This window comes from Dysgonomonas termitidis (assembly GCF_042654545.1).
GTDB classification, from domain to species: domain Bacteria; phylum Bacteroidota; class Bacteroidia; order Bacteroidales; family Dysgonomonadaceae; genus Dysgonomonas; species Dysgonomonas termitidis.
This window is the reverse complement of record NZ_JBHSGN010000121.1, coordinates 196,921-215,480: the sequence shown is the minus strand read 5'-3', so window position 1 is coordinate 215,480 and position 18,560 is coordinate 196,921. Positions and strand designations below refer to the sequence as shown.

At 39.6% G+C, this 18,560-nt stretch carries 15 protein-coding genes; 9 read left to right on the top strand and 6 right to left on the bottom strand.

Features of this window, described 5'->3' with window-relative positions; genetic code table 11:
* Positions 1–133 precede the first annotated feature (133 nt).
* Positions 134–1,303 (bottom strand): PBSX family phage terminase large subunit, encoded by a 1,170-nt coding sequence (locus tag ACFO6W_RS20550; RefSeq protein ID WP_379999942.1) that lies wholly within the window; start codon positions 1,301–1,303, stop codon positions 134–136.
* Positions 1,304–1,742: 439 nt separating this feature from the next.
* On the opposite strand from ACFO6W_RS20550, the gene ACFO6W_RS20545 reads away from it, so the two are divergent.
* Positions 1,743–1,973: a winged helix-turn-helix domain-containing protein gene (locus ACFO6W_RS20545; RefSeq protein ID WP_291110218.1), complete on the top strand. Its 231-nt coding sequence runs from the start codon at positions 1,743–1,745 to the stop codon at positions 1,971–1,973.
* An 89-nt stretch (positions 1,974–2,062) separates the two neighbouring features.
* Here ACFO6W_RS20545 and ACFO6W_RS20540 read toward each other — a convergent pair whose 3' ends face one another.
* Genes ACFO6W_RS20540 through ACFO6W_RS20530 form a run of 3 tightly spaced genes read right to left on the bottom strand, consistent with a single transcriptional unit; the run spans position 2,063 to position 6,225 of the window.
* The gene (locus ACFO6W_RS20540; RefSeq protein ID WP_379999939.1) at positions 2,063–4,981 is read right to left on the bottom strand and encodes a hypothetical protein; all 2,919 of its coding nucleotides are present in this window, start codon (positions 4,979–4,981) and stop codon (positions 2,063–2,065) included.
* Positions 4,978–5,523, bottom strand: a complete 546-nt coding sequence (locus ACFO6W_RS20535; protein ID WP_379999937.1) for a hypothetical protein — start codon at positions 5,521–5,523, stop codon at positions 4,978–4,980. The genes ACFO6W_RS20540 and ACFO6W_RS20535 overlap by 4 nt, the downstream gene beginning before the upstream one ends.
* A gap of 33 nt (positions 5,524–5,556) precedes the next feature.
* Positions 5,557–6,225, bottom strand: a complete 669-nt coding sequence (locus ACFO6W_RS20530) for a hypothetical protein (RefSeq protein ID WP_379999935.1) — start codon at positions 6,223–6,225, stop codon at positions 5,557–5,559.
* A gap of 1,002 nt (positions 6,226–7,227) precedes the next feature.
* On the opposite strand from ACFO6W_RS20530, the gene mutA reads away from it, so the two are divergent.
* The 7 genes from mutA to ACFO6W_RS20495 all read left to right on the top strand — a co-directional run bounded on the left by mutA (position 7,228) and on the right by ACFO6W_RS20495 (position 15,164).
* Positions 7,228–9,114, top strand: coding sequence for a methylmalonyl-CoA mutase small subunit (gene mutA, locus ACFO6W_RS20525; protein ID WP_379999933.1), 1,887 nt, complete (start codon positions 7,228–7,230; stop codon positions 9,112–9,114).
* Positions 9,115–9,202: 88 nt separating this feature from the next.
* On the top strand, positions 9,203–11,350 hold the full coding sequence (scpA, locus tag ACFO6W_RS20520; protein ID WP_379999930.1) for a methylmalonyl-CoA mutase: 2,148 nt from the start codon (positions 9,203–9,205) through the stop codon (positions 11,348–11,350).
* Positions 11,351–11,477: 127 nt separating this feature from the next.
* Positions 11,478–11,912 (top strand): hypothetical protein, encoded by a 435-nt coding sequence (locus ACFO6W_RS20515; RefSeq protein WP_379999927.1) that lies wholly within the window; start codon positions 11,478–11,480, stop codon positions 11,910–11,912.
* Positions 11,913–12,218: 306 nt separating this feature from the next.
* Entirely contained in the window at positions 12,219–13,082 is an 864-nt protein-coding gene (locus ACFO6W_RS20510; RefSeq protein ID WP_379999925.1) for a helix-turn-helix domain-containing protein, read from the top strand.
* Positions 13,083–13,328: 246 nt separating this feature from the next.
* The gene (locus ACFO6W_RS20505) at positions 13,329–13,970 is read left to right on the top strand and encodes an HAD family hydrolase (protein ID WP_379999922.1); all 642 of its coding nucleotides are present in this window, start codon (positions 13,329–13,331) and stop codon (positions 13,968–13,970) included.
* A gap of 139 nt (positions 13,971–14,109) precedes the next feature.
* Entirely contained in the window at positions 14,110–14,538 is a 429-nt protein-coding gene (locus ACFO6W_RS20500; protein WP_379999920.1) for a DUF2147 domain-containing protein, read from the top strand.
* Between the two features lie 233 nt (positions 14,539–14,771).
* A complete protein-coding gene (locus ACFO6W_RS20495) occupies positions 14,772–15,164 on the top strand; it encodes a hypothetical protein (RefSeq protein WP_379999918.1) in 393 nt (130 codons plus the stop codon).
* A gap of 62 nt (positions 15,165–15,226) precedes the next feature.
* Here ACFO6W_RS20495 and yidD read toward each other — a convergent pair whose 3' ends face one another.
* Both yidD and rnpA read right to left on the bottom strand, forming a co-directional pair.
* Positions 15,227–15,448 (bottom strand): membrane protein insertion efficiency factor YidD, encoded by a 222-nt coding sequence (gene yidD / locus ACFO6W_RS20490; RefSeq protein WP_379999916.1) that lies wholly within the window; start codon positions 15,446–15,448, stop codon positions 15,227–15,229.
* The gene (gene rnpA, locus ACFO6W_RS20485; RefSeq protein ID WP_379999914.1) at positions 15,445–15,864 is read right to left on the bottom strand and encodes a ribonuclease P protein component; all 420 of its coding nucleotides are present in this window, start codon (positions 15,862–15,864) and stop codon (positions 15,445–15,447) included. Before rnpA ends, yidD begins: the two co-directional genes overlap by 4 nt.
* A gap of 241 nt (positions 15,865–16,105) precedes the next feature.
* Here rnpA and ACFO6W_RS20480 point away from each other — a divergent pair, with 241 nt between their 5' ends.
* Positions 16,106–18,427: a TonB-dependent receptor gene (locus ACFO6W_RS20480; RefSeq protein WP_379999911.1), complete on the top strand. Its 2,322-nt coding sequence runs from the start codon at positions 16,106–16,108 to the stop codon at positions 18,425–18,427.
* Positions 18,428–18,560 lie beyond the last annotated feature (133 nt).

Below are 18,560 nucleotides of genomic sequence, written 5' to 3'. Positions count from 1 at the left end.
CTAATAAATTTAATATGCCGATGTGCCAATTGTTTATTCTATCGTCTATTTAATATGCCAATGAGATATTTTAAAAATCTTATTTGTGAATTTTATTGGCACATCGGCACATTATCACATCGGCACATTAAAATTATTTTCCCTTTATCACCGAATAATTCAATCCGCCATTCTTCTCCAATAGCTTATTCAGGCACACATAACGCTGTGCATCAATAGAGTGGTTATACTTGTCTACAGGCGTATTTGTCACATTACCGGATTCATCCGTTTTCCAGCAATAGTTGCGGTATTCAGTTATGATATTCACGCTCCGGTTGGTCACATGCTTTCTGTACCTGTTCAGAACAGAAATACCTGAATTAATACTGTCTTTCCCCTTTTGTGCCGCTTCCACTTTCCAGCCTTTCGCACTTATCTCCCTGATACTCTTAGGCTCCGCGCTATCGGCAATAACGGGTGTATCGCGTGGGATACCCGACATATTCAGATGACCGGCGATCATCAGGTTGTCATACCCTTTGGCATACAACAGTTCGTCTATCCACAGTTCACCGTTCGCAAGGCGTATATCCACTATCGCCGTAGGGTCGTTGGTAAAGCCGAAATCGATTCCCAGCCAACGTTTCTTATACACTTCGGGCATAGACTGCACGATATCCCAGTTGCGGACAATCACGCCCTGCCGGACTCCGGTCTGCCCTTCACCGTAGACCCGCCACCAGTCTTCGTCACCCCGGTTCGATTCTATTTCCCTGACCTGCGCACATGAGAGAAATTCATTGTCGCGATAAGTAGAGTGTATCAGTTTGGCTTCGGGCAGGACAAGCACCTTTTCATCGAGCCAGAATTCGAAGCAGGGATTGCAGTCGAGAATAATATATTCGGTCGTGCGGATCGCCAGTTGGCGGTACACCTCATACTCGATATTAATGCACTCGTTTATATATAATATATCACGGGACGGACCATGCACTTTTCCCGGATTATCGGCGGAGAAAAATTCAATAATGGAATTATTCACCTTGTAAATTTTATCCGTGGCATTCCAGTTTTTCTGTTCCCACATACTTTCCCGCTGAAGCATATCCATAAAATCACGGATACAGCCCCTTTTCAGATGGGGCATAGATTCGGAAACCACCGAGATAATCCTCGGTGCTTCGGAATGTAAAGCGATGGCATGCAGCAGTTGCAGGATACTGTAAGTCTTCGACGAACGGGTCGAACCCTTGTTTACGATATAGCGGTTCCTTTCGTTTATTCCTTCAAGGTTGCGCTTAAATACGGAAGTAGTTTTCATACGATAATTTTATTTTTTATGGATGTATGGAAACTCGCATGGCAAAATTATCATGTAGTTTGGTGAGTTGTTATTCATGCTCGTTTTCATATAAGTAAAATTGGTTTTTTACTTATAGATAAAGTTTTTGGAAATTGATAATGACATGCGACGGAATAATTGCATTTATCGCTATCCGCTATGCTAAAAAACATGGAATGATATGAAATATAATAAATTATCTATAAATTTCAATTAAATTTATTGGAATTACACGAAAATGTTCTTAACTTTAAGGGTAGAAGGAAACGCGCATGTCCGCCATATCCGGCAACGGGTAACGGACAAATTCTTATACTTGTATTTAAAGGCCCTTGTAACGGATCGTTTATCCGGAATACTACTTACTCCTCTATTTCAATATAGAGTTTTTCTACTTATTTTTAATCATTTTAAATTTATGGCTATGACGGATAATGCTATTGGAACAAACGCCGGTAATATCTGGCGTCTCCTGTCAACAAAAGGTAGTCTTTCGGTAAGACAAATCGGGGATTATACGCATTACAAAGATTCGTTGATACTCCTTGCTATCGGATGGCTGTCCCGGGAGAATAAAGTTCACATCAGTGATAGAGACGGGTCTATATATATTGAACTTAGTGCCATATTTCCTGAAAATTATTATTGATATTCCGCTATACCCCGTTGATAAGTAACAAAGGAGGGGGAACTTGTTGCAAGTTCCCCCTCCTTTTCTGTATTTATTCCCGAGATATATTATCTATTCCCTGCCCGTGTCCTGATATTCGGATTCACAAGGATATAACAGGCTTTTACATTTAGTGTTACCAGATTGTAGGTTGTGCCACAGGTAGTATCTGCAGTCACTCGCCTATAATAATATGTCCCCGATTTTATCTGAACAACCGGTCCATAGGAAGCACTCGTTGCCCCCGCAATATTGGACCATGATGTACCGTTGGTACTCGACTGCCACTGGTAAGTATAAAAACCATCCCCACCTGTCACATCTGCCGTTAAGGTTGTTTGTTCACGTACACATACCTCTACCGTCTGGTTTTCTGTATTCGGAGTCGGCACCAAAGGTGGTGTCACTGTAACGTATACACTATCCAGTTTCTCTATACCGCAATACTCCGGCGTAACCGATACTTTGTACCAACCCGTCATATTAGTCTGTACATTGCTAATAGTCGGATTTTGCTTATCAGATGTAAATCCGGCGGGTCCAGTCCAGGTATAATCGGTTTTTCCCAAAGTAATACATTTAAGTTGTATCGTGCCACCTGTGCAAACAGGGTTCGTACTCGCATATACTATTTTTGCCGTCTCAAGATTAGATATAGTTATCTCCTGCTTAAATGCGTTCCCACACTGGTCGCTGATACGAACAGTATAAGTCTCATCGGCAAGTCCATAGGTGAAATGGGCAATATCGCTGGTCGTAATATCTGTGATACCCGGTATTTTTACAGTATTATCTGCATTCCACAACTGGTATGTATAAGGTGCAACTCCGTTCATAGCCTTCACCGAAATGTTCCCGGTGGTTCCTCCCACGCATACATATGCTGAAGTAGCATTAGGATCGAGGTCTAAAGGCGGAGCAGTATAAACAATTGTAGTACTACCAATAACACAGGCAGTAGAACTATTATCCGTCAATATACCTAATACATAAGTTCCCGGTCCGGAAAAAGTGAAAGATCCTCCCGGGGCAATTACAGTTTTATCATATCCCGTAGGGCCACTGGTCAAGCGGTAATATGTAGTCGTTGGATTGCCTTTATATGTTATACTGCCGGTCGGGGTTATCTTCATTCCCGAACAAGTTAATTGCTCATTATAGCCAAGGTCTTTGTAACTATATATACCCGGGTTATTAAAGGTCGCAGTAACAGGATTTCCGCAGCCGTGATTAGCTGTAAGCGTATAAGTACCCGGAGGCAAACTTGTTGTAGACAGATAATAACCGGAAGAGGTTGATGTGGTTGTTACCGATTGTGAAACATATCCTGCCGGTCCCGTTATTGTCAAAGTAGTTCCTATAGGCCAACTTGCATTTGCCGATATATATAGGCCTCCTCTATTTACAGTACATTTATCGTCATATCCACTATACGTACTCAAAGTATAGGTTGTTGGTAATGTGGATGCTACATTACGTGTAGTTGATGTAACTGTGCCATCAGGGAATTCTCTGGTTATTGTATATGTCTTACCATATTCTAAAGCCGGAGTTTGCTTTGAAGTGGTATTAACAAGTGATTCCTGTTGAACGATATTTCCATCGGGATCTGTTATAGTAACTTTTACCGGCCAGTCCCAGCAGCTAACGGGTTTTCCCGATATCGATACATAATAAGTGAAATAATAGCTATCGCAGGCCAGGACATTACTATTAAGATAGAAAGTCCGGCTACTGCTGGCCTGTATATTAACTGTTATTTGTGTATTATTCTGATCTACAAATGTCGCTACATAAGGAACGCCGTAGTCGAACGTCAATACATCGCTTCTATTTGCATTGTATAACCAATTAGGCTCACTATAAATAATATTACCCGTATTCGAATTTTTTACAGTAAAGGTTAAAGGATAACAAACTAAACCGTCATAGTCTGTCCACGGATATATGGTCCTGGTAAAGTTATCACAATTATATGTAGTGGAACCAGTTGTAGATGGCCTTTTAATGTTAGTAGTAAAACTTTTGTATACAGTTTCACAACCCTTCAGACGTATATAAATCGCAATACTGTTTGATGTGTAAAAATCAGCTATGGTATTAGGAGATATATTCAATAGTATTCCACCGGTAGCAGTGCTGTTCCAGTCTGACCAGTAAGTTGGCATCTGTCCGGCCGGAGCAGCTCCTATTTCATACATCCTATCGTCGTAATATCTTTTATAATCGGGGTTGGTAGAAATTTCATTTGAAGATGCAGTCCATTTTACATAACCGCATGAACCCTGTGTATTATCTACATCCGGACGAAAAGCAGAATTAGTCTGATTGGAAAAAGTAGGAAATTCAGAAATAGCTCCCAAAGTAAAATCCCTGACCGATGTATAACATCCATCACTTACCTGTACCGTATAATCCCCTGCCGGATAATTTTGAGTAGGAAAAGTGTAAACATTCCCACTCTTGGTAGGAGTAACAACCTGAGGTATCGTTACACCTGCCGGCGCCGAAGTAATAGTAAACGTAAAAGTCCCGCTACCATTAGTAACATTCAGGGCAATAATACCGGTATTGCATGTTTGATATGATTTTCGGGAAACATCTGAGTTGAGCGATACTTCCGGCACCTTATAAGTACCTCCGACAACCAGATTGGAAATACTCTTAACGGTACTGTATTCGCTGTCCACTGTACAGAAAGCCCGTACTGTCAATTCGTATGTGCCAGGCGGTATATTCCTTAATACATTATCACTTTGAGGATTGATAGAGAATCCCCCTTCGGAACTGAGTCCGTATTGTACATTAAATATGTTAGTAAGATCTCCCCCTAATGTTACCGTAATTTCTCCATTGGACAGACAAGTGGAATTTTTGATCTGAGTGTTCACTGTGAAATTAGTACTACAAGTCTGTGCTCCGATTTGTGGTGAGAGGAGTAAACTTATGCACAAACAGGAGAATATATAAATGATTTGTTTTGTCATAATGTGTCTTTATAAGGTTCGTCTCTAACTAAAATAATAGTAAATGTACCCTCCAGTGTGAAATTATATTGACTGTTACCATAAATTTCGGGGAAAGTAAAAGTAGCTGTATTTCCCTCTATAGTCAAGGTGTACAGAGGAGACAGGGAATATGACGGTGAAAACATGTCCTCTTCGGACTTCGCATTCGAATCCGTATCAGATTCTTTGGCTGGCAATAGTAATCTACCCTCATCTATTACATTATATTCCTTCAGATTATTCCATAGAGTACAAGCAGACAGCATCCCCGACTGTATATATACCGACAAAAATACCGGCTGAACAGGAAATGGCAATCCTTTCATTTCCTTCAGGGAAATAGTATCATTAAAAGCATGGGTAAACACCTCGGCTTTAGTCTCATAATTACGAACACTAATCGCAGCACTACGAAATGAATAGCTTCCGCTGGTTTCCTGTTTAGCATCTTTAACCCCAGAGGTCTGTGTATATGCAGAAATTGTGCATAGGCAAAATATCACTATATAAAATATTTTCATAATTTACTAATCTTTATTTTTTACAAACAATTGTCATTTAACTTTAAAAACAATGTTCATAAACGTTTTTTCGGAATAAGTAAATTGTGCAAACAGTTTATATTTCAAAACTCCGGTATTACTTAATGCAATATTCTGGAAAACCGTATTATCATAATAGGTAATAAAATACTCCATAGCATTACTTGCTAACACAGGCAAGGTTGTTGCCCCCGCACCTTTGACAGAGGAAGCCGAATTGGTCAGGCCGAACTGCTCTCCGTAGAGCGCATACAAATCAATGGTGAATTCCTGCGTTCCTGAGTTATAAGAAGGATCAGCCGTATCTGTAGGTAGTACAACTGACGGCATATAAAAAAACTTAGGTGTCACAGATGATACTTCAGGAAAAAGTTTTACCCATTTAGCTCCATCATTATAATAATGTCCGGGCGTCACATCGCCTGTTGAAGCGGTGTTGTAAACGGTCATACCGGCTACATGAGCCGATAATGGGCTCGCCAATGCTGTTGAGGTCAGTGAAACACGAGGCAGCAGGAGGCCTTTATTTGATACCCCTGCACTGGTTTCCTTAAGGTCCAATAATGCATCTATATTAGGACTTTCTCCCGAACCTATTGTAACCTGCGCTTGCGAAATTTTGCAAAAACATATTACGATGCAAAGTAATAGCAGTTTGTTTAAAGTTGTTGTTGTTTTCATAAAAATAGTTGTTTTCTTAATTTTGTGTTATGTTTACGATATAGTATCGAAGTTTTTCCGGGAATATTTATTAAACAAGAAATCCGGTGCATTAAGAATATCAAGTGGTAAAGATCTTGCACCTGCTACTTTCGCAAGCAACATGAAATGCAGCGAAGACAATATATTTAAAGACATAGACCATTGATGACAGATACAATTTAACAGGGTATCTGCGGTAAATCTCTTTCCACACCGGATTAGTTTCAGTTGATATATTTTTGAAAAGTAAAAATTTGCCATTAAAAGTCGAAATGCTAAATAAATTGAATTTATTTATAAAAACTAGTATGCAATAAACGAGGTTTGGACAATACCCAAAGGATTGTAAAAGTCTTATTGTCTATTTATCTTATTTATCTTGTTAGCAAAGATATGTTCTATATAATGAATTTAATGTATATATTTCTGTCATAAGTAAAATATTATTGGCAGCACAAACGTCACGAACACCAACAAAACACACATAATATGACACACTTTTTCTAAATAAATAAAATAAGCACAACAGCATATATACAAAACAGCACATACGGGACATTTTATGACATACAACAATATCCTGAAATATCTAAATAATAAAAAGATCCCTCCCCTCTTAAGATAATCTCTTGATATCATATATCTTGGATTCCTCTGTAATAATATTCATCATACATTTATTTAACCTGCTCATCTCTTGTATTCTGAAACAGGACAGTTTTAATCTTATATTGACACTTTAACACCCCATTTAACCAATTACACCAATTTATACATTACTCCTTAGATTTTTTAGCCTTTAAAACTTTACTAACCAAACAAAATACTTTACTTTTGTACTGCATTTTTAAAAAGTATAACTATTTGAATTTAAGCACATATAAATATTATTTATGCGAATATAGATAGGCGATATATAATCAACTAAGAATCAATGCAATTACAATAAAACCTATATACATTAAACAATAAAAATTAATCATGGCTAATCAAAAAGAAAAGCTTTTCTCAGACTTTCCAGCGGTATCTACCGAAGAATGGATGGCTAAGATTACGGCTGACCTGAAAGGGGCCGACTTTGAGAAAAAACTTGTTTGGAGAACAAATGAAGGGTTCAACGTAAACCCTTTCTACAGAAGTGAGAATACTGAAGGCCTGGCAACGGCCCGTTCTCTTCCGGGTGAGTTTCCATATGTACGTGGCACCAAGAAAGACAATGACTGGTATACACGGCAGGATATCTGCGTTAACAACTTCAAGGCTGCCAATGCGAAAGCACTTGACGTATTAAACAAAGGTATCACATCACTTGGCTTCTCTATCGATGGGGATGATGTGAATGCCGAAAACATCAGGACCCTGTTGAAAAACATTTTGCCGGAAGCTGTAGAGCTTAACTTCAGCACATGCTATCACAAATCGCTCGAATTAACTAAAATCCTTGTAGAATATTACAAAGAATCGGGCGCAGACCTGCTGAAATGTTTCGGTTCGGTAAACTACGATCCATTCAAACCACTTCTGAAAAAAGGCCGTGACGCGGAAGGATGGGTAGAAAAAGCTGCCGAAATAGTAAAAGCTGCTGCCCCACTGCCACGTTTCCGGGTACTGGCTGTTAATGCACATGCTACAAATGATGGTGGTGCATATATCTATCAGGAACTCGGATATGCACTGGCTAATGGTAACCAGCTGTTAAGCGCTCTTGTTGAGGCTGGTCTGGATGCTACATTAGTAGCAAAGAAAATCAAATTCAATTTCGGTATCGGAGGAAACTATTTCATGGAAATAGCAAAATTCCGTGCAGCACGCTGGTTGTGGGCCGAGATTGTAGAAGCATACAAACCGATCTGTCAGAACGATTGCCCTAACAAATCGCCTGAGGGAATCTGCCTTTGCGCTGCAAAAATATACGCACATGCACAGACATCTATTTTCAATAAGACAATATACGACGCACACGTAAACCTGCTTCGTACCCAAACAGAAGCGATGTCCGCTACTATTGCAGGTGTTAATTCACTCACAATACGTCCGTTCGATGAAACATACAAAACATCGGACGATTTTTCTGAAAGGATTGCCCGCAATCAACAATTATTGTTAAAAGAGGAATGTCACTTCGATAAGATCACCGATCCTTCTTCAGGTTCATATTATATAGAAAACCTGACTAAGTCTATCGCAGAACAGGCATGGAAACTGTTCCTCGAAACAGACGAAAAAGGATTCTATGAGGCATTGAAGGCCGGAACAGTACAGACCGCAGTGAAAGCTTCGGCCGATGCACGCTTCAAAGGTCTGGCTACCCGCCGCGAAATACTTTTAGGTACTAACCAGTTCCCTAATTTCACAGAAAAAGCAGACGGTAAGATTGTTGAAAAGGAAAGTCACGATTGCGGATGCCCGAAAGACGCTCCTTACCTGGCATTACCTACCGATCGTCTGGCAACGGCTTTTGAAAGCATGCGTTTAGCTACCGAAAAACACGGCGCACCGACTGTGTTTATGCTTACTATCGGTAATCTGGGTATGCGCCTTGCACGCGCTCAATTCTCAAGTAACTTCTTCGCTTGTGCAGGGTACAAGGTAATTGACAACTTAGGTTTCGAAACTGTTGAAGCCGGAGTGAAAGCCGCACGCGAAAAGAAAGCCGACATTATCGTTCTTTGTTCCAGTGATGACGAATATGCAACACTTGCACCGGAAGCTTATAAGCTAATCGCGGGTAAAGAGCATTTCGTAGTAGCAGGAGCTCCTGCTTGCATGGATGAGCTGAAAGCTCTGGGGATCGAGCACTTCGTTAACGTGAAGAGCAATGTCCTTGAAACATTAAAAATGTTCAATGCTAAACTGGGAATCAATTAAATAAACCAGCCGTTAGCCATTAGCCATTAGCTATTAACCTTTTTACTAATAGCTATCAGCTAAAAGCTATCAGCTAAAAGCTAGAAAAATGAAACCAAATTTTAAAGATATAAACATTAACAAAGCAGGTTTTGCAGCTACAGATGCTGCAAAATGGGCTGCTGATAATGGTATAGAAGCTAACTGGATGACTCCTGAACTGATCCCGGTTAAGCCTGTTTATACAAAAGAAGACCTTGAAGGCATGGAGCATCTCAACTATGCTTCGGGGCTTCCTCCATTCCTACGCGGACCATACTCCGGTATGTATGCTATGCGTCCCTGGACAATACGTCAGTATGCAGGATTCTCTACTGCAGCCGAATCAAATGCATTTTACCGCCGTAACCTTGCATCGGGACAGAAAGGTCTGTCCGTAGCGTTTGACCTTGCCACTCACCGTGGATACGATGCCGACCACCCGCGTGTAGTCGGTGACGTAGGTAAAGCCGGGGTATCTATCTGCTCGGTAGAAGATATGAAAGTGTTGTTTGATGGTATTCCTTTGAACCAGATGTCCGTTTCGATGACAATGAACGGTGCCGTGCTTCCTGTACTTGCATTCTACATCAATGCAGGTCTCGAACAAGGTGCTAAACTGGAAGAAATGGCCGGAACAATCCAGAATGATATCCTTAAAGAATTCATGGTGCGTAATACATATATCTATCCGCCTGAATTCTCAATGAAGATCATTGCTGATATCTTCGAATATACATCACAGAAGATGCCTAAGTTCAACTCAATCTCTATCTCGGGTTACCACATGCAGGAAGCCGGAGCAACAGCGGATATCGAGTTGGCTTATACGCTGGCCGACGGTATGGAATACCTGAAAGCAGGTATCGACGCAGGTATCGATGTGGACGCATTCGCTCCGCGTCTGTCGTTCTTCTGGGCTATCGGGATGAATCACTTCATGGAAATAGCTAAGATGCGTGCCGGACGTCTGTTGTGGGCTAAAATAGTGAAAAGTTTCGGCGCAAAAAACCCGAAATCGCTTGCACTCCGTACCCACTCTCAAACATCCGGATGGTCGCTGACTGAACAGGACCCTTTCAACAACGTAGGCCGTACATGTATCGAAGCAATGGCTTCTGCTCTTGGTCACACTCAGTCATTGCACACCAACGCGCTGGATGAGGCCATTGCATTACCAACTGACTTCTCTGCCCGTATCGCGCGTAATACCCAGATATATATCCAGGAAGAAACATATATTACTAAAGAAATCGACCCTTGGGCTGGTTCTTATTATGTGGAAACTCTGACTAATGAGTTGGTTCACAAAGCATGGGAACATATCCAGGAGATACAGAAACTTGGAGGTATGGCTAAAGCTATCGAAACCGGCCTTCCTAAAATGCGTATCGAAGAAGCTGCTGCCCGCACACAAGCAAGAATTGACTCGGGTAGCCAGACCATCATCGGTATCAACAAATACCGTTTGGAAAAAGAAGACCCGATCGATATTCTCGATGTGGACAACACTGAGGTTCGCCGTCAGCAAATCGAGCGTTTGAACGACCTGAAAGCGAAACGAGACAATGAAGCAGTGAAGAAAGCTCTTGCTGCAATCACTGAATGTGTGAAAACAAAGAAAGGCAACCTATTGGAACTTGCAGTTGAAGCTGCTCGCCTTCGTGCAACATTGGGAGAGATCTCCGATGCCTGCGAAGAAGTAGTAGGTCGCTATAAAGCAATAATCAGAACAATATCAGGCGTGTATTCATCAGAAACTAAGAAAGACCCTACATTCCAACAAGCACAGGCTCTTGTGGAAGATTTTGCGAAGAAGGAAGGTCGTCAGCCACGTATCATGATTGCCAAAATGGGCCAGGACGGACACGACCGCGGAGCCAAAGTTGTAGCAACAGGTTATGCCGACTGCGGATTCGATGTGGATATGGGGCCATTGTTCCAGACTCCGGAAGAAGCTGCCCGTCAGGCTGTGGAAAACGATGTGAACGTACTTGGAGTTTCTTCTCTTGCTGCCGGTCACAAAACACTTGTGCCTCAGGTTATAGCCGAGTTGAAAAAACTTGGACGTGAGGATATCATCGTTATTGCAGGTGGTGTGATTCCTGCACAGGATTACGACTTCCTGTACAAATCGGGTGTTGCTGCCATTTTCGGCCCTGGTACTTCGGTAACTAAGGCTGCTGTGCAGATAATGGAAATATTGCTGGCTGAGTAACTCCAGACGGAAAAGATAGTATTAAAACTCCTGCTTATATTTGAGCGGGAGTTTTTTTGTTTTAATTGCAACTTTTCCTCCTTTCATTACATCATATAATTAATAACCCAGCAAAAAGAAAATAACTATGAAAACTAAAATTATCTTTTTATCCATTATTATAATATCCCTATTTTCTTGTTCCGGAGATGAAAGTGGAAAGGAAACTAAATATGAACTTTATGATGTGTGGCAATTGGTCGGATTTGGAAATAAGAATTCATATAAAGAACTAACAACAGAAATTTGTAAAGATTGCTTTACAATCGGATTTAATGAATCTGAAATTTTTGGTAAATCTGGGAATAACAATTATTGGGGTAATTTTACCACCAAATATCCTTATGCTTCTATCACTCTCGCCGGGTCCAATTATATGGATGAAAAAGCAATAGATGGACATTACTTTTTACAATGCATATCAGACATTAATAAATTTGCTTATGAAAATGGATATCTTAAATTGTATTATGGTAATGAGGGAGAATATATGTTACTATATCATAAGATGGCTATTAATTAAATAAATAGTCCAAAACATCTCCCGCAACTTCACAAATAAAGCATCTATGCGCGAACGTGTAGTAAACAAAACCTATTGTGAACCGCTAACCTGAATACAGTACCAAACACATCTACAACATACTAATTAACAGAAAACTACACGCTAAAAACATCATCCCTTCATCTTGCTCTAAACAAGACTGTCTCCATATGTGTTAACTGATAGAAATACCAGATTTCGGAAATATTACACCAAATATCCACAAATCCGGTGATATAAAAAATGATAATATATATTTGCACCCGAAAAAGACAACAGACATAAATGATGAAGGATATAATGAAGAATAATCCGCCTCTAGAAGCAGATTTCAAAATATTCAGAGATGCGAAGCATTTGCCCATCACTTCACGCCAATCTTCCATTCAGTTTGGAATTGTTGCTTTCTGTACTAAAGGATATGCGGAAATAACAGTATATACGAACAAATATTCTCTGGCTGAAAACGAACTGGTCATACTTCTTCCTTGTCAGTTAGTGGCTATTAATAAAACGAGTAAAGATTTTAAAGTAAATTATTTCATTGTCTCACAAGCGCTATTTAATGACACATTGAGTGGTATTTCCCGTTTCTCCCCTCAATTTTTCATTTACATGAGAAATAAGCTTCATTATGAATTAAAAGGGGAAGATGTAGATAATTATATGAGATTCTTCAATGTGCTCTATAAAAGGGGCGGGGCGAATGATTACCTGTTCCGGAGAGAGTATGTAATCAATCTATTGAGGTTACTTTACCTGGATCTCTATAACAATTATAAAACGAGCCTGCTATCGGGCAAATCCAAAATGGACACGCGGAAAGAGGAGCTGGCATACGACTATTTCATGCTGGTAATGAAGCACTATAAAGAATATAAAGATGTGGCTTTTTATGCTGAAAAACTCTGTATTACACCAAAATACCTGACATCTGTAATAAAAGAAGTCAGTGGCAGGCCCGCTAAAGACTGGATTACTGAATATGTCGTATTGGATATAAAATCATACTTAAAAAATTCATCACTCAATATTCAGCAAATCGCTTCTCAAACCAATTTTTCAAATCAGGCATCTTTAGGTAGATTCTTTAAACAACATACAGGGATGACTCCGACCAGATACCGGGCAGATAAACAAGAATTATAAAAAATTCATATGACTGAATTAAATTATTGAAAAAATATCCTAAGTATATACAACCGGATAAGGTTGTAAATGTAGTTTTGTAAAGTTTGTGTAAAAATTCATCCTGTGAGTCGTGAGATTCGCAGGATTTTTTTGGTATATATAACGTTTGACAAAATTATTTGCGGAAAATATTAAATCAGTAAATAAACTTACTGAATTAATAATCTGTTTTATAATAATATTCACCTATAAATCCATACTAAAATGAAAAATAAATTTTGCGTATTATTCGGACTTGATGGGGTACTGATAGACAGCGAATCCCAGAACATAAGCATATGGAAATACCTTGGAGACAAATATGGCTCGGAAACAGCAAAGCCGGAGCAGCTTGTAAACGAGAAAAGCCTGCACGACATTCTTACCAAATACTTCTCTCACCTTTCCGAGAAAGAAAAGCATGAATTAATAAATGACCTGAAAGCACATGAAGCCAACTTAAAGATTCACGAAGCAAAGGGAGTTAAGCAATTCATTGAAGGCTTAAAAAAGAATGGAATAAAAACAGGACTGGTAACAAATTCCAGTCAGACAAAGCTTGATAATGTATATAAACAGACGGATTTAAATAATACAATGGATACGATCGTATCTATCGAAAACTTATCCAAATTTAAATCTTCCATATCCGGTTTTCAGTTGGCTGCAAAGGAATTAGGTTTCGATCCAAAGGATTGCTTTGTCTTTGAAAACTCCTTAAGCGCGATAGAAACCGCTCATCTGAATGGGATGAAAGTTATAGCAGTGAACGACAGCTCACTTTTTAAAGAGGCGCTATTCAATATTACAGTAAAAGTCATCCCAGATTTCACCGGAATTTCCATCGAAGAATTACAGGCATTATAAACAATTGATTATAAACAAAAAACGAATAATCTATTCGGTCAATTACTAAAGAAATTAAATTTTAATAGTTTCAAAAGAAACTATTACTATTATTTTCATTATTTTCGTGACCGAATAATAACTTAAAATAAATAAAAAGATGAAATTGAAATTTATATTATTAGCCGGACTATTTATCTCCATACTATCAGCCAATGCACAAAGCGTTACAGGTAAATGGAAAACATTCGATGACGAGACCAAAGAAGCAAAGTCGATAGTTGAAATAACCGAACGTGATGGTAAGATATATGGTAAAGTAATTGAAATACTTAACCCTGCAAAAAAGAATATAAAATGTACAAACTGTTCTGGAACTGATAAAGACAAGCCCGTTCTAGGTCTGGAAATCCTGAAAGGATTGTCTAAGGACGGAAAGGAGTATAGTGATGGTAAGATCCTTGACCCCTCGAATGGAAAACTTTATAAATGTATTGTCTCTCTTGATGGAAGCGATAAACTCAAAGTCCGGGGCTATATAGGTATTTCCGCTTTCGGGCGTACACAAAATTGGGTGAGAGTTAAGTAATCATAAAGCTAGAAGAAGAATTCTGTCAAATGGCAATTTTACGTCTCATCTATTTCTGCTTTTAATCTTCCCGTGATCCCATTCCGGGGAGAAGCATATAAAAAATCGAAAAAATTGAATAAACAATGTAACTTTTTGATTATAGATCGCCTTATATTATATATATTCACACAATTAATTTTTGGAAAAGATTTTTATAACACCAACAAACTACAATCTTAACATATAAATTTATGAAAAAGTTATTTATAAGCCTGTTTTCGTTAACAGTTATGGCTATCTCGACATCATTGTATAGCCAGGATATTACAATCAGTCAAAAAACTACGGCTTCGATAGAAAGCGTCAAAGCCAAAGCTGCGCAAGCTGAGGCTGAAGCAGAGAAAAAAATGCAGAAAGAAATAGAAAAAGCCAGAAAACAAGTAGAAAAGGATATTGTGAATTCTGAAAAAAAGGCAAAGCAAGATGCTGAGAAAAACAGACAGAAAGGTGAAGAGAAAGCTAGAAAAAACGGAGAAAAAGCCATAGAAAAAGCCAAAGCTAAAGAGAAAGCAAGAGCTAAAGCTCTGGAAAAAGCTGAAAAGGAAATAGCCAAAATAAAGGAAAAAGAGGCGTTAACGCAATAAGCTCTTAAAAAACCAGAAAAGCTAAAACCCTTGTTATAATTTATATAGCAAGGGTATTTTTTTCAAGGCACAGGGTCATAACCATGCCCCCCCCAGGGATTGCATCGCGCAATTCGTTTTATAGCCAACCAAAAGCCTTTGAATGGCCCGTATTTCTTTATTGCCTGTATGGCATACTCGGAGCAGGTAGGTGTATAGCGGCACGACGGCGGAAGCATCGGGGATATACTGTATTTATAGAAATAGACCGGAAGCAGAAGAATCCATGACAATATTTTCTTCATGGCTTACCTCCTTTCAACCTTTCGGATAATACTGCTGCCGTTTTTAATATTGCTTTCTCTATTTCAGCATATACCGGTAATTCATTTTTAAGGTATAGGAAAGCAATACCTATCCGCTTACCTCCGGAGTGTAATAAATCCTGATATACTCCCTTATTCAGTCTGTATGCCTCTTTCACCAAACGCTTTACACGGTTCCGTTTTACAGCCCGTTTAAACTTTTTCTTGGATACACTGACCAGAATAGAAACAATCTGCTTATCAATACAGGTTTCATCTTCTATCAGGTACACTATTCGCAGAGGATAAGCAACAAACGACTCTCCCGAAGAAAAAAGCTTGTCTATGGATTTTGTACTGTACAATCTTTCTTCTTTAGCTAACGTATTCTTCTTAAGAGACGCTTCCGTATTCATCTATATAATTAAATCTGAGCGCAAAGGTATGAAGATTTCCTTCTTAAAGCGGAGTTTTAACAGACTTATTTAAACAGATTGGCATACAGCCTGCTTTTAGCAAGAGTATAAACAATTTACTTATAACACTTTACAAATTAATTTCGGATTAATTCATTTTTATCTGTAACCTTTTCCCATTTGTATCCGTCATATCAATAAACAAAATCAATATTAGTAAAATAAGTAAAACAATGATATTATGAAACGTTTATTAACCCTGCTCACTCTTTTTGCTATTATAACTTCAATATCGACAGCACAAATAAAAATATCGGGTACAATAGTAGATACTGATACACATGATGCGTTGGAATTTGTAAATATTGCCTTGCTTAAACAAGACTCAACATTCGTAGCCGGAGCATCATCCGATACAAAAGGACTTTTTGCCTTCAACGATATACCCACCGGAAACTATATATTATCCGCCGCATTTGTCGGCTACAGGAAAGCATATATTCCCGTTAATGATGTCAATAAAAATACAGATATAGGTAGTATTCCGCTGGAAGCCTCGGATGTGGCACTCAAAGATGTGACCGTCACGGCAAATGCTGTCATTCAAAAGGCAGACAGGAAAATAATAGTTCCTTCCGACGCACAAATTAAGGCATCCAACAGCGGTGTAACTTTGCTCCGAAACCTGCAATTGTCACGTATTATTATCAATCCTATAAACAATACGGTAACAGTGCCCGGAGGTGACGCTGTTCAACTGCGAATCAATGGCGTTGAAGTTACTATTGCCGAGGTCGTTGCACTCCAGCCTGCTGATATTATCCGTATCGAATACCACGATGATCCCGGTATGAGATACAACAATGCGGCAGCTGTAATCGATTATATTACCCGTCGCAGGGAATCGGGAGGGAACGTTTCTGCAAACCTCGCAAATGTACCGCCATCCATCATGGGATGGGGAGAGAACTTCGCCTCAGCTAAAGTCAATAACAAGAAATCGGAATTTGGAGTCAACGCGTACTGGTCGCGCCGTGGTATAGACTGGACGCGCGAAAATCAGGAGACATTTGTATTACCCGATAAAACACTGCAACGTATAGAAGAGGGACAACCTACCAAGTTCAATGATGACCGCCTGAATATGGCTCTGAACTATAACCTGAATGAACCTGATAAATACTTGTTTAACGCCGCTTTAAGGTATAACTATCAGAAGACCCCGAATCAGTTTTCGGACAGGAATGGTATTATACGCTCGTCTGACAACAGTACTCCATTAACCATATCGGACCACTCTACATGGGATAATAACACACCATCTTTAGACTTGTATTATCAGCGTAACCTGAAGAATGACCAGCTGGTCATATTCAATGCCGTAGGTACATATATAGATTCCAAATCGACCCGCCGGTACGAAGAACACAGGGATGATGACCTGACTACAGATATCTTTTCATCGGTAACCGGAGACAAATACTCGTTCATAATGGAAGGTATATATGAGAAGAAACTGGAGACAGGGAAGCTATCAGGAGGAATAAAGCATACACAGAGCTATACCAGCAATATATACGATGGGAATGTATCGACAAACATAGGCCTCAACTTTGCCGAAACTTATGGCTATGGCGAGTTCCAATGGAGGAAAAACAAGTTCAACTATACCTTCGGACTAGGAGTGATGCGGTCATACAACAGCCAGGGGGATAGCAAAAACGAGAAGTATATATTCCGTCCTACTTTGCGTGTGGCATACAACATAAACGATAATGCCTACATACGCTACAACGGATACATATCGGGATATTCCCCGTCTCTGTCCGATCTGAATAATGTAGAGCAGGAGATAGATTCATTGCAAATCCGCAGAGGTAATCCTAACCTGCAGACTGTGTGGTTCTATTCCAATACATTAAACGCCGGATTTAACAAAGGCATATTCGGAGCCGAGTTCTACATGAGATATAGCTACGATCACAAACCTATTATGGAACAGATAACATTCGAAGACGGTAAATTCGTCCGCTCAAATGTGAACCACAAAGGCTTCCACCGCATAAATATGGAAACAACATTCAAGTTGAAACCGTGGAAAGACTATATCACATTCAGCATATCACCGGGACTGAACCGCTTTATCAGTCTTGGAAACGACTATACCCATACATATACCAACTTGCGGGTACGCACATCACTAACGGCCAATTACAAACGGTGGATGCTCAATTTTGAACTGATGACCCGATGGAACAACTACTGGGCTGAGACACAGGAAATAGGCGAAAGATTCCATGTTCTGATGGCGGGATATAATGCTGAGAAATGGAGCGTAGCCGTAGGTATGTTCAATCCGTTCGCGAAAGACTATACGCAAGGGAGCAAAAACTATTCCCGGCTTGCACCGAATGTATCAAACGTATACACCGGCAATCTGGGACAGATACTAATGGTAAACTTCACGCTCAACCTGAACTTCGGACGCCAGTATAAGGCTGCGAACAAACGGTTGAACAACGATGATACAGACGCCGGCATCATGTCGGGTACTAAGAAATAAGGGTTCTTCACAAGAAGTAATATTAGGGTTAAACTTAATATTGATTGTGTTTACAATGTAGCCTCCACAGACGGGATGTCATGCGGAGGCTACGCTTTTTATCATAAAGAGACTTCCGGCCTCAACAACGGAC